Annotated in this window: 10 protein-coding genes; 6 read left to right on the top strand and 4 right to left on the bottom strand. The window is 36.7% G+C overall.

The window, feature by feature from the left end; genetic code table 11:
- Positions 1 to 23: 23 nt before the first annotated feature.
- Both GN217_RS14200 and nadC read right to left on the bottom strand, forming a co-directional pair.
- Entirely contained in the window at positions 24 to 1,031 is a 1,008-nt protein-coding gene (locus tag GN217_RS14200; RefSeq protein ID WP_156857321.1) for a TAXI family TRAP transporter solute-binding subunit, read from the bottom strand.
- A gap of 34 nt (positions 1,032 to 1,065) precedes the next feature.
- Positions 1,066 to 1,902 (bottom strand): carboxylating nicotinate-nucleotide diphosphorylase, encoded by an 837-nt coding sequence (gene nadC, locus GN217_RS14205; protein WP_156857322.1) that lies wholly within the window; start codon positions 1,900 to 1,902, stop codon positions 1,066 to 1,068.
- 175 nt (positions 1,903 to 2,077) lie between these two features.
- Here nadC and GN217_RS14210 point away from each other — a divergent pair, with 175 nt between their 5' ends.
- The 6 genes from GN217_RS14210 (at position 2,078) to GN217_RS14235 (ending at position 11,603) form a co-directional block, all read left to right on the top strand.
- Positions 2,078 to 2,623, top strand: coding sequence for a transcription repressor NadR (locus tag GN217_RS14210; protein WP_156857323.1), 546 nt, complete (start codon positions 2,078 to 2,080; stop codon positions 2,621 to 2,623).
- Positions 2,624 to 2,720: 97 nt separating this feature from the next.
- Positions 2,721 to 4,187, top strand: coding sequence for a type I restriction-modification system subunit M (locus GN217_RS14215; protein ID WP_156857324.1), 1,467 nt, complete (start codon positions 2,721 to 2,723; stop codon positions 4,185 to 4,187).
- Positions 4,184 to 5,383, top strand: a complete 1,200-nt coding sequence (locus GN217_RS14220; protein ID WP_156857325.1) for a restriction endonuclease subunit S — start codon at positions 4,184 to 4,186, stop codon at positions 5,381 to 5,383. Before GN217_RS14215 ends, GN217_RS14220 begins: the two co-directional genes overlap by 4 nt.
- Before the next feature lie 26 nt (positions 5,384 to 5,409).
- Positions 5,410 to 8,760, top strand: a complete 3,351-nt coding sequence (locus GN217_RS14225; protein WP_156857326.1) for a DEAD/DEAH box helicase family protein — start codon at positions 5,410 to 5,412, stop codon at positions 8,758 to 8,760.
- Between the two features lie 153 nt (positions 8,761 to 8,913).
- Positions 8,914 to 9,867, top strand: a complete 954-nt coding sequence (locus tag GN217_RS14230) for a hypothetical protein (protein ID WP_156857327.1) — start codon at positions 8,914 to 8,916, stop codon at positions 9,865 to 9,867.
- Positions 9,868 to 9,932: 65 nt separating this feature from the next.
- On the top strand, positions 9,933 to 11,603 hold the full coding sequence (locus GN217_RS14235; protein WP_156857328.1) for a hypothetical protein: 1,671 nt from the start codon (positions 9,933 to 9,935) through the stop codon (positions 11,601 to 11,603).
- Between the two features lie 431 nt (positions 11,604 to 12,034).
- On the opposite strand, the gene plsY is transcribed toward GN217_RS14235, so the two are convergent.
- Both plsY and GN217_RS14250 read right to left on the bottom strand, forming a co-directional pair.
- Complete coding sequence (gene plsY, locus GN217_RS14245) at positions 12,035 to 12,655, bottom strand: glycerol-3-phosphate 1-O-acyltransferase PlsY (protein ID WP_156857329.1); 621 nt, start codon at positions 12,653 to 12,655, stop codon at positions 12,035 to 12,037.
- Between the two features lie 220 nt (positions 12,656 to 12,875).
- On the bottom strand, positions 12,876 to 13,142 hold the full coding sequence (locus tag GN217_RS14250) for a barstar family protein (RefSeq protein WP_188858061.1): 267 nt from the start codon (positions 13,140 to 13,142) through the stop codon (positions 12,876 to 12,878).

A 13,142-nucleotide genomic window follows, 5' to 3' on the forward strand; every position in this document is an offset into this window, starting at 1 on the left:
TCTCCTTTATCGAATGCTAAGCTTTAGTTATTTTTTAGCAGTCCTTTTTCTTTAAAAAACTTTTCCGCTCCTGGATGCAGCGGGAGTGCTCCAACATTGCTCATATTTCTTTTCGTTAACGCTTTAAATTCTTCATGAACGGTATCTAAAAAGTCTAGATTATTATAAATACTTTTCGTGACAGCATAGACTTCCTCATCGGAAACATCTTTGTGAACCATAAGAATTGCCGGTGTGCTTACCGTCCGAGCGTCTTCGGTGAGAAAATCATATGTGCCAGCAGGGATGGTGTTCGGTTCCATCCCTAAATTATCGGCAACGGTCTGAATCATTTCTTCATCAAAAGAAATCATGTTTAAATCTGTCATTGTCGCCGCTTCGATAATATTACTGGAAGGAGCGGATTCAGCATTCCCTGCCGCATCAAGTCTTCCGTCTGCCATCAGTTCAAAAGCCATCGAGCCAGAGAGGAAATCAACTGAACCACCCTCAGAAATAATATCTTCATAGGTTACCCCGTAAAATCTTAAAATTTCCCGGGTAATAACCTCGCCTGCCGAACCTTGTTGATTCACGGATATGTGGAGCGGACCATTTTCTAATAAGTCCTCAACCGAAGTCACCCCAAGCTCTTCCCTTGTAAAAAGCTGATAATAGTTTGCCGGTACAACGACACTGACGGCACGAATGTCTCGAAAGGCTTGATTATACGGCTCTAGTCCTTTATAAGCCGCATAAGCTGTCATTGAATAGGACAAGCCATAAGGAACTCTACCTGTTCCGACCATTAATGGATTTTCAATAATGCTTCCAGGCTCCACTGTTATAAATGATCCGCCATGCTCCCGGCGAATCGATTCGGCGATTCCCTCTGTAAACACCGCCCATGCTCCGCCAGTGCGTCCGCCTTTGATTGTTGTTGTAAGCTGCGTATTTTGTTCATTTGGTTTTTTAGAACTTGTTTCGCTTCCACATGCGACTAATAGTAAGAATCCAAGTAAGATTATGGACACCTTCCAAACGTTTTTCATTATGCTTCTCCTTGCTTGAGCCTTAGTTATTTTCTTATTCTTCTTTCACAAGTAAACTAATATCCAACGCCTTCACGGAATGGGTTAACGCACCGAGCGAAATATAGTGCACACCCGTCCCTGCGTAAGTTGCTAGGTTTTTGAGATTAATACCACCAGACGCTTCCGTGATAATTGGGGACGGCACGAGCTTCGCAAATTCCTTCACTTCTTCAGGAGTCCGGTTATCAAACATAATCACATCGGCTTTTGCCTCCACTGCTTCAAGCACCGCTTCTTTACTCTCCGTTTCCACTTCAATCTTCACCATATGCCCAAGCGCTTTTCGAGCCCTTTCGACCGCTTTTGTAATCGAGCCGGCATACGTTATATGGTTATCTTTAATCATAACGCCATCATATAACCCGTTCCGATGATTTTTCCCGCCACCGACCGTTACCGCATATTTCTCGAGCATGCGTAAGCCAGGTGTCGTCTTTCTCGTATCACATATTTGAATGGAAGGGTCATTCAGCGTTTCTACACATTGATTCGTTAATGTCGCAATTCCGCTCATTCGCTGCACCAGATTTAAAATAACCCGTTCCCCTGTTAAGATATTCCGAACCGAGCCACGAACTTCCGCGATTCTTTCACCCCGTTGCACATAGTCTCCGTCTGTATAGTGAAGGGAGATTTCTAACTTTGAATCTAGTAAATGATAAGCTTGTTGAATGATGTCTAAACCTGCAATAATCCCAGATTCCTTCGCGATAAAAACACCGCTTCCATTTTGCCTCACCGGAAAAATCGCATGACTCGTCAGATCTTGATCGCCAATATCCTCCATAAAAAAGTCCTCTAGCATTTTTCGTAGTTTGATTTGATTCATTGTATGTCCGCTCCATTTTCTTTTTAATTTTGGTTGTTAATTATTTCACATACATTGCATAAAAATAAGTAGAATGAGATAATCTGTATAGGTGTCATGACACCTATATTTACACAAAATCAATATAATAGCAAGGGCTAATTATAAGAATTTTTATAAATAAGGGGATGAAGACATGCAAAGTAAAGAAAAAATGTCATCCAGTGAGCGCCAACAACTGATTATAAATGAACTGAAGAAGTCGAAAGAGCCAATTACCGCATCCAAGTTCGCGGAAAAAGCGAATGTATCGAGACAAGTGATTGTGCAAGATGTGTCGATTTTAAAGGCAAAGAATGAGCCAGTTGTTGCAACAAGTCAGGGTTATATTTATATGGGCAATCAACCGGAAGACAACCTGGTGCGAAAGACAATCGTTGTGAACCATACGCCGGAACAGACGTTAGAAGAATTGTATATTATTGTCGATCATGGGGTGACCGTGAAGGATGTGAGTGTGGATCACCCGGTTTATGGGGATATTACCGCTTCGATTCGGGTGAGCAATCGAAGGGAAGTTGATCTTTTTTATGAGAATTTGCGGGGACCGAATGTTGCGCATTTATCTTCGCTGACGAACGGGTTGCACCTGCATACGTTGGAGGCAGATTCGGTGGGGAAGATTGAGGAGGTTTGCTGGAAGTTGGATGAGATTGGGATTTTGGTGGGGACTACAAATTAAGACGATTTATAATCAATTCCACGGTAAGAGATAATAGTTTAGCTGGAGTTTATATAGTATAATAGTCATATATGAAATGAATAGAGGAGCATCAACTATGATTACAGGTGAATTACGAAGCAAAGTCGATAAGATTTGGGAATCATTTTGGACGGGTGGAATTACAAACCCACTTACCGTTATTGAACAATTTACATATTTACTTTATATAAAAGGTTTAGACGATCGTGAAAAAAGAGGAGAAAAGGATTCAGAGTTATTGGGAACCCCATATGAAGGGATTTTTCCTAAAGATCAACCTGAACTAAGATGGAGTACATTCTCACAAATGGGCCCAGAGGAAATGTTTGAAGTAGTTTCTCAAAAAGTATTTCCATTTATTAAAGGGATGGGTGGAGATGGATCTGCATATTCAGAGCACATTAAAGATGCCGTGTTTGTTATTCCATCGCCGGCTTTATTATCACGAGTAGTCGCAGGGATTAGTGACCTGCCGAAGACAACGAGTGCTGACAGTGAGGTTGATTCATTAGGGGATCTATACGAGTATCTATTATCAAAATTACAGAGTTCTGGAACAAACGGACAATTTAGAACCCCAAGACAAATTATTGATATGATGGTTGCGTTAATGAAGCCAACCCCGCAAGATACGATTGTTGACCCAGCGGCTGGTACGGCAGGTTTCTTAGTATCGGCTAGTGAGTATCTAAGAAAAAACCATGACGATTTGTTTTACACGAGGGACTTAAAAGAACACTTCCACAATACGATGTTTAATGGGTTTGAAATTGATACAACAATGTTAAGAATTAGTACGATGAATATGATGCTTCACGGGATTGATAACCCTAATATTCGCTATCAAGATAGCTTAAATGAGCAAAATAAAGAGCAAGAAAAATATACGTTAGTACTAGCGAATCCGCCTTTTACAGGTTCACTTGATTACGATGCAGTGTCAGATGATTTATTAAAAGTGACGAAAACAAAGAAAACGGAATTGCTATTCTTAGCTTTATTCTTACGCCTATTAAAAAAAGGGGGGCGTGCTGCCGTAATCGTACCGGATGGTGTTTTATTTGGAGCATCAAATGCCCATAAAGCTATTCGGAAAGAAATATTGGAAAACAATAAACTAGAAGCTGTTATTAGTATGCCGAGCGGAATATTTAAGCCATACGCAGGAGTTTCAACAGGAGTGCTCATCTTTACGAAAACAGGGTCTGGTGGAACGGATCACGTTTGGTTTTATGATATGGAGAGTGATGGGTTTTCACTAGACGATAAACGAAGCCCAATTGAGGCGAATGATATTCCGGATATTATTGAGAAATTTCATAGTTTAGATAAAGAAAAGACGAGAAAACGAACAGATAAGTCGTTCTTAGTTCCTTTTGAAGAGATAAAAGAGAATGATTATGATTTGTCGATTAACAAATATAAAGAAATTGAATATGAAAAGATTGAGTATCAGGATCCAGTAACTCTTATCTCTAATTTAAAAAAGCTAGAATCAGAAATAAATGTTCATCTCAATGAGTTAGAGGAGTTAATAAAATGAACATAAAATATTTAAGGCTACAAGATATAGCAGAAGTATCTGCGGGTGGAACTCCTAAACGTTCAGAACCTGCATTTTGGCAAAATGGAAGTATACCCTGGGTTAAAATAAAGGATATTAAAAGTAAATATATTTCTGAAACGGAAGAATACATTACAAAGCAAGGTATGGAAAAATCATCTGCAAAACTATTCCCTAAAGGAACTATTTTATATACAATATTCGCTACCTTGGGCGAATGCGCAATTTTGGATATAGATGCTACCACAAATCAAGCAATTGCGGGGATTAATATAACTTCTGATGAAGTATTGACGGATTATCTTTATTATTATTTGAAGTCTATCAAAAGCAAAGTGATAAATGAAGGTAGGGGAGTTGCTCAAAATAATATAAACCTTAAGATTTTAAGAAATATTACTGTCCCTATCCCAAGCTTTGATATGCAAAGAAAAATAATAGAAATATTAAAAACAACTGAGAATATATTGTTTAAACGTCAACAACAACTTCAAGCTTTAACGGCCCTGAAACAAAGTATTTTCTTGGATAATTTTAAAGGAAATAAAAGATATCCTAATGTGAAATTAAAAGAAGTTATAACTTCAATTAAGGCGGGGTTAAGTACAGGAGGAGAAAATAGAAAAAAAGATGAAGGGGAACTTGGAGTATTAACAACAAGTGCAGTAACTTATGGAGTATTTGATCCAAAAGCATTTAAAGTACCACCTAAAGATAAAATAAAAGAAAAAAAGTTAGTATTTCCTACTAAAGATTCTATTTTAGTAAGTCGCATGAATACTAAAGAATTAGTAGGTGCTGCTTGTATTGTAGAAGAGGATTATACAGAGCTATTCATACCTGACAGGCTTTGGAAATTGGTACCGAATGCGGAGTTGATAAATCCATATTATTTAATTTCAGTTATTCAAAGTAGACTGTTTAGAATTCAAATAGATCGTATTTCTACAGGTACAAGTGGTTCAATGCAAAACATATCGCAAAAAAACTATCTGGATTTAGAAATTCCCTTAATAGATTTAGAAACTCAAAACAAATATGCATCAAAAGTTTCTGCTATAAACCATAAGTTGAAAATGTTGAATAGTAGTTTAGTAAATATAAAAATGCTCTATGAAGTTTTATTACACAAAGCCTTCAATGGCGAACTATTTCAAGAAGCTATAGAAGTATAACTGAAATACGAAAGAAGGTGCTACAATTGACCAACTTTGAATTTCTAAAAGAAAAAGACCAATACAAATCCTTTTCAAGTGCTTGTCTTGAAGCAGAGAAAAGTTTACAAATCAGCCCTGCTACGACAGCTATTTTGTCGAGGAGGGCTTTAGAGCTTGCGGTCAAATGGACGTACAGCTTTGATGAAGGATTAAAACTCCCTTACGATAATCGTTTATCAGCATTAATCCACGAACAAACATTTAGAGATATCATTGATAATGACCTCTTCCCTTTACTTCGCTATATTGTGAAATTAGGTAATGTTGCTGTGCATACAAATTCTAATATTTCACGAGAAGAAGCAATCACTTCTCTACGGAATTTGCACGAGTTCGTGAGTTGGATTGACTATTGTTACTCCGTTGACTATACAGCTAAACCATTTAATGAAGAAGTATTATTAACAGGTAGCGAAACTCGGAAGCGCAAAGAAGAATATCAAGATCTATTCGAAAAATTAAGCGCGAAAGATCGTAAATTAGAAGACATGATAGCTGAGAACGAGAAACTTAGAAAACAAGTTACAGAGACCCGTATTCACAATCAACAGGAAAAAGATTATGACTTTAAAGTGGACGAGATCTCCGAATATGAAACACGGAAACGTTACATTGACATAGATTTGAAGTTGGCAGGTTGGACATTCGATAAAGATATTTTAACTGAATATAAAGTAGCAGGAATGCCTAACTCAAAAGGTGTCGGATATGTTGATTATGTGTTATTTGAAGATGACGGCAAGCCTCTAGCTCTTATTGAAGCAAAAAGAACCACAGCTAGTGTAAATCAAGGAAAACAACAAGCAAAGCTTTACGCTGACTGTTTAGAGAAAATGCATGGTCAGCGCCCAATTATCTTTTTAACCAATGGTTTTGAATCAATAATTTGGGATGACACAGAATATCCAGATCGAAAAGTATCAGGTGTATATTCTAAACCTGATTTAGTAAAGCTAATGGAACGTAGGCAGTTAAAACGTTCGCTACAAAACATTGAAATAAAAGATGATATAACGAATCGGGCGTATCAAAAAGAAGCCATTATAAATGTGTGTGAAGCATTTGAATCGAAACAACGCGAAGCCCTACTTGTAATGGCGACGGGATCGGGAAAAACAAGAGTTTCTATTTCGATTGTAGATGTACTCGTACGTCATAACTGGGTAAAGAACGTATTATTCTTAGCCGATAGAAAAGAGTTAGTAAGACAGGCAAAAAATTCCTTTAATAATTTAGTACCATCACTTAGTTTATGTAATTTACTAGATGATAAAGAGAGCCCAGCGTTATCTAGAGTAGTATTCTCTACCTATCAAACAATGATGAATGCAATTGATGGAACGAAGCGTGAGGACGGGAAAATTTTATTTACGCCAGGGCATTTTGATTTAATCATTATCGATGAAAGCCATCGGAGTATCTATAAGAAATACCGTGCTATCTTTGATTACTTTGATAGCCTCCTCGTTGGATTAACGGCAACTCCTAAGGATGAAATAGATTTCAATACATACGAGATTTTCGGTCTTGAATCAGGAAATCCGACATATGCTTATGAACTTGAACAAGCAATTGAAGAGAAGTATTTAGTCGATTACAGAACAATAGAGTCTGTTTCTAAATTTATGGAAGACGGAATTTATTATGATGATCTATCCGAAGAAGAAAAGCAAATGTATGAAGAGACGTTCGATGAGGAAGAAACATTCTCTGATTATATCAGTGGTTCTGCGTTAAACGAGTGGCTATTTAATAACCATACAGTTGATCACGTGCTGAATGAACTAATGGAAAAGGGAATTAAAGTAGCTGGAGGAGACCGAATCGGCAAGACGATCATTTTTGCTAAGAATGCAAAACATGCAGAGCATATTGTCGATAGATTTAATCATTTGTATCCGCATTATGGTGGCAAGTTTTGTCAACAAGTGGACTATAGCATTAAGTATGCTCACTCCATCATTGATGACTTTAAAATGAAGGATTCTGAACCACATATCGCCGTGTCAGTTGATATGTTAGATACAGGAATTGATGTTCCAGAAGTTGTGAATTTAGTGTTCTTCAAAAAAGTACGTTCAAAAACAAAGTTCTGGCAAATGATTGGCCGTGGCACGAGGTTATGTGAAGATTTATTCGGCCCGGGGCAGGATAAAGAATACTTCCTCATTTTTGACTATGTTGGTAACTTTGAGTTTTTCAGAGAAAACCCTAAAGGAATCGAAGGTAGTGTTGTTGTTAGTTTAACGGAAAGATTATTTAATTTAAGAGTAGAAATCATTAAAGAATTGCAGTCATTAGATTATCAGGATGACACTTATATTACTCACCGTAACCGCTTAATTAACGAATTACTTACGGAGATACGAAGATTAAATGAAGAAAATTTCCAAGTGAGGATGAGTATTAAATATATTCATAAGTTCCAAGGTGAAGATATTTGGAAAGCTTTGACGACTAGTGATATAAGGGAATTAAAGGAAGAAGTAGCGCCTTTAATCATCCCAGATGACGATGACGAGATGGCGAAACGCTTTGACAATGTAATGTATACAATCGAGCTTGCGTATTTGACTGCGCGCAAAGCAACAAAACCTATCAGGGCTGTGATGGATACTGCTGAAAAATTAAGTGAAATAGGAACGATACCAAAAATAAACGAGAACAGAGAATTATTAATAAATGTCCAATCAACAGATTTTTGGGATGAGGCAAATATTTTTGAACTAGAAGAAGTACGTAAAGTAATGCGGGAATTAGTACAGTTCTTAGAAAAAGAAACTAGAAAGACCTTTTATACCAATTTTCAAGATACATTTGACGTGATTGTTGACGGTACACCAATCTACGGTTCAAACGATTTGAGAAACTACCAAAAACGAGTAAATCAATATTTAAAAGAGCATCAAAATGAAATGGCTATTTTTAAATTAAGGCATAATAAGCCCTTAACAAAAGATGATGTTGTATTTTTAGAAAATGTATTATGGCATGAGTTAGGTACCCGAGAAGACTATGAAAATGAATTCGGTGATACTCCCATCACTAAACTCGTTCGACAAGTTGTAGGATTGGACCGCGGGGCAGTAAATGCTGCATTTTCTGAGTTTTTATCTGATGAGAGGTTAAATGCTACCCAAATTAAATTTGTTAGATTAATCATTGACTATGTTGTAGCGAATGGCTATCTAGAGAAGCAAGTATTACAGCAAGATCCGTTTAGAACATTAGGTAGCGTGTCTGAGTTGTTTGAGGACAATATCCAGGATGTGAGGGAGATATTAAGTATTATAGATGATATAAATGAGAAGGTGGATGCGTTTGAAGGGGCTTGATTATAGCTTTGGATGAAGGGGCAGACGGCTGCAAGAGAAACCGCTGATGAATCGTGTATGCCATTATTCGTCAGCTATGCTCTATTCCCAAGAATCTCGTTACTTCAGTCATGAGAGGTTCAAACTATAATCGTATAAAAGGGAGGGGATTGGATGAAGAAAAATATGGAACAGCTAACCTTTGACAGTTTATTCAACCAAGCAACTGAAGAAGCGCCAAATATGGGTGTGAGAATTCAAAAATTAACACAGGATGTAACAAAACTTCCGATACAACTTATCATTGACTTTGAAAAATTTCTCAAATACATAGAGCACCACCCTATTCAAATTACGAATACAAAAGGATATATTTCAAGCAATCATCTCCCTCATATTAATGAACAATTATCTATTAAAACACAAGATGAAACACGAAACACACAGCAAGAGCACTATCCATACATACATTTTTTCTATTTACTTGCACGAGGCGGATCCTTAATCAAACAGGAATCGGCGGATTTCAGTAAACGATATATACGAATAACAGAGCGACGAAACTTATTTGATAAATTGACAGATACAGAGAAATATTTCTTTTTACTGGAAACATTTTGGGTGGATTTAAATTGGAGCAAATTTGTGGGAAATAACCATCATTCCATTTATTTTATGCTACCAGATGTGATCAGTAAGTTATCAGATAAAAAGGCAGGATTTCGATTGCAGCTTCATAAACAACCGTTACTCGCGAATCTTATTTTTCATTGGAATTATTTCTTTCTTTATTTCGAATGGTTTGGATTTTGGCATAGTGAAAAAGACCAGGAGCGGATGGATCACTATCAAAAAAATGGATATTACTTTGCAAAGTCTATTGCTCTAACATCTTTTGGAAAGAAAATGATTCCAGTATTAATGGAATCCAGAGATTTTGAACGATGGAATATCCCTTTACGCCGTGAACGAGGTGAAGCAAATCCAGTGCCTGGTTTAAAACTGCCTCATTCAGAAGTCAAAGCTGGAAACAAAGTCAATCGTCCGCAACTGTTTCACGAAGCATTTGAAAAGCTTTTCCTAAAAAGAGAATTGCTAAATGCATTACCACGATTGGAACAGCAGTAAACAAATAGATAAGAGTTTGTACCACTCTTCCAGGCGCAATTAATTAAAATGCGGGGTGATATACAATGAATTATCAAGAGTTCATGGAAATTGTTAATAAAAAATTAACGAGTATGTCAGACTCTGAAAAAGATAGTTGGATATACAATCTAGCTAGAGTCACGAAAGAAGATAAAAGAATTGCATTTTTAAACTTTACAATTGATCAGCCAGGCGAACATTTAATTACTCCCGATGTGGAATGGATAGGAGCATTCTGTGAAGATATAGAAAGTGGAGAAATTTATTTTGAATGCACTGGCTATGAAGTGTACGGTGAAAACTATTGGGATAGTGATTTTAAATACGATTATTTCGATGAATTTAAAATTGGTAATGATTTGTTAAGGGCATTCCAGCAAGCAGAGGAATTGTTATACCAAAAAAATTACATTCAAGCTGCTAAACTTTATGAATCGCTTTGCATGATGGTGTTTCAAACAAATGAAAGGGATGCAGGAGAGTGGGATGAGCTTGAACTGGAGGATCTTGTAGAAGAAAATATAGTAGAATTAGATTTAAACCATATTGCTAAACATGCTATCTATGCAAAATATCAGGCTACGGAAGGAAAACGGAGACCTGCTGCATTATTTAATTATTTCACATGGAAAATGTCAACAAATCTAAGAATGGAAGAAATATTTATTATAGGCCCTGAGGCGCTTGCGGATCTGGATTTATTTATGGAAGACTGGATTTCCTTTTTAGGAAATAAACAAGGGGATTTGGCAGGGAAACTATTGATCGAAGCATGTATGTATCAAGGGGGAATTCATCGACTATGTGAAACAGCTAAGGTCGTGTCGGCAACCCATCCCATACTGTATAAATATGCATGTGAGCATCTATTGAACCAAAACCAAGTGATAGAGTGTGAAAAACTCGGACTTGAAGCAATGCAACAGTTACCTAAAAACCTGATTATTCGAGCTGAAATTGCGGATTTGACTGCTAAAGCTGCAAATAGTTTAGACCATCATGAAACGGTAGAAAAATGCTATGTGGCTGCCTTTTATTCGGATTCAAGTTTAAGTAACTATCTACGTTTATTTCAATTAACTGAAGGTGGACGCGAAATAACAAGCCAAGCAGCAAAATATGCAAAAACATTGCCCGAACAAAAAATAGATTACGATTATCGAGTAAATCGACAATTACTAACAAATAACCTTTCAAAGGAACAAAAAGAGGTTATAGCTTTTTTTAATGCTGAATTTGAAACTGTCTATGAAGATTGTAAAAAAGAGACAACCAAACTGGGGTGGAGTAACAATTTCATAGGGATAGCTGTGCCACTTTTTATTTTAGCGCTAAATAAGAACTCGGAAATTACAAAAGCTGGACAACAGCTTATCAATGGTTTCGTACACAGACTAGGATATACGACTTCCAATAGGGATTGCTTTCTAGATCAGTTCCTAACTTGGAAAGGAAAAGTTGATTTATCTGCTGAACAATATGAAAAGTATATTCAATGGTTATCAAAAGTAGTAGACCAAAGAACAGAAGCCGTCGTTGGGGGAGGCTACCGTAAAAGCTATTATAAGGCAGCCGCACTGATCGCCTCTTTGGGTGAAACCTTGGAGTCCAATGGCGATTTAAATGCAAGAGAGCGGATAATAGAGTACTATAAAAAGTTACACTCCCGAAAGAGAGCATTTAAGTCGGAGTTTGAAAAATTTCATAGTGCTTAATCTTAGCCTAATAAACAACTTCGCCGATCACGACTTTTTGTTCCTTTAGGGTATTAGGCTCATGCCTCAGTCACAAGCTGTCAATCGTAAATCAGTTGACTAATAAATTATCTGCATGTAGCTGTTCTATATAGATAAAAGTATAGGTCACTGTGAGATATTCAGATGAAACTACTAAAGCTACACAGTTTTCACAGTATGAACTCCTACTAGAAAAAGATACTAACTGGACGATTGTAGAGTAAATTATTTAGCACGTATTCTAATGTACTAGAATACGTGCTACCACCAATTTCAATTAATACTGGATTTTATCATTTGTTTGCAAAAGTTTGGTCCTATTTTTATCTATAATCTTCTACAAACACAACCGTTTGCTTAACTAATTCTAAACTTTTATATTTCGCCAATATCCTCAGTGTAGGTAATAATCAAAAAGTAAGTTTATTTTCTGTTCTTGAAAACAGCCTTTGTATATTTTCCCTATGTTTAATTATTATTATAAGAGCCATTAGGCATACAAATATATTGAAATATAAAGTATGCTCAAAAATAGGAATAAATGAAATAACTGCTATAAGTGTTGTAGCACCTATGGTACCTAAAGATACATAACGTGTTAAAGCTATTATTATTACAAAAAAAACAAGGCATAAAAGACCCATAATCCAGTCAATCATAAATAGTACAGCCACTGCTGTAAGTGCTCCCTTACCCCCTTTAAACTTAAAATATATCGGCCAGTTATGCCCTATAACAGCTCCTGCGCCTGCCGCTAAGAGGCTTAAGGAATCCATTGCCTCTCCCGAATAAAAGTAAACACCAAGTAACAAGCCTATAAAACAAGCAATTGTACCTTTTAATATATCTCCTATAAGAACAAAAACTGCAGCAGGTTTCCCAAGTACCCTTAGAGTATTTGTAAGCCCGGCACTATTACTTCCATGGAATCTAATGTCCGTGCCGTATATTTTCCCTACAATCACTGCTGTATTAAGGCTACCTAAAAAATAACCAAAAGCTAAGGCCACAAAAAGCTTTAAAATATCCATGGACTCTCTCCTTATTTGTTCTATTATTCAGTCTATTTGTTATTTTGTATCTGTACTTTCCAACTATGTAATTTGATTTTTAATTATCTTTTTCTACAGTAACTAGCATTAAAATTACCTATCAGAACATAAACAAACATTAGCCATGGAAGATTCAGGTGGGGCATAAATCGCAAGCATATTTACGAACTTATCACTTAACCAACCATCAACTACCGACTCAACTCCTAAACACAATCCTCTGATTCTCCTCAGCCACGTCCTCAAATACTTTTATTATGGACTCTCCATAACTCCCAAGCTGCTCAAGCATTTCTTCACGATAAATCAAGCGAATTTCAAGGGGATGATGGGAGGTGCTTAGGGCATCCCATAGTGCATCAAGATTGTTTCCGTAATATTCATCAAGATGCAGTACAGTTTTTAAATATTGATGTACTGTATCTTTATCCTGCATTTTACGCCCATCAAGTGTGATGTGTTCCAT

Origin of the sequence: Oceanobacillus sp. AG (assembly GCF_009746545.1) — a bacterium.
GTDB classification, from domain to species: domain Bacteria; phylum Bacillota; class Bacilli; order Bacillales; family Amphibacillaceae; genus Oceanobacillus; species Oceanobacillus indicireducens.

Bases quoted from the DNA above. Each gene is read 5' to 3' on its own strand.
- GN217_RS14200 (WP_156857321.1), bottom strand. From the start codon at position 1,031: ATGAAAAACGTTTGGAAGGTGTCCATAATCTTACTTGGATTCTTACTA.
- nadC (WP_156857322.1), bottom strand. From the start codon at position 1,902: ATGAATCAAATCAAACTACGAAAAATGCTAGAGGACTTTTTTATGGAG.
- GN217_RS14210 (WP_156857323.1), top strand. From the start codon at position 2,078: ATGCAAAGTAAAGAAAAAATGTCATCCAGTGAGCGCCAACAACTGATT.
- GN217_RS14215 (WP_156857324.1), top strand. From the start codon at position 2,721: ATGATTACAGGTGAATTACGAAGCAAAGTCGATAAGATTTGGGAATCA.
- GN217_RS14220 (WP_156857325.1), top strand. From the start codon at position 4,184: ATGAACATAAAATATTTAAGGCTACAAGATATAGCAGAAGTATCTGCG.
- GN217_RS14230 (WP_156857327.1), top strand. From the start codon at position 8,914: ATGAAGAAAAATATGGAACAGCTAACCTTTGACAGTTTATTCAACCAA.
- GN217_RS14235 (WP_156857328.1), top strand. From the start codon at position 9,933: ATGAATTATCAAGAGTTCATGGAAATTGTTAATAAAAAATTAACGAGT.
- plsY (WP_156857329.1), bottom strand. From the start codon at position 12,655: ATGGATATTTTAAAGCTTTTTGTGGCCTTAGCTTTTGGTTATTTTTTA.
- GN217_RS14250 (WP_188858061.1), bottom strand. From the start codon at position 13,142: ATGGAACACATCACACTTGATGGGCGTAAAATGCAGGATAAAGATACA.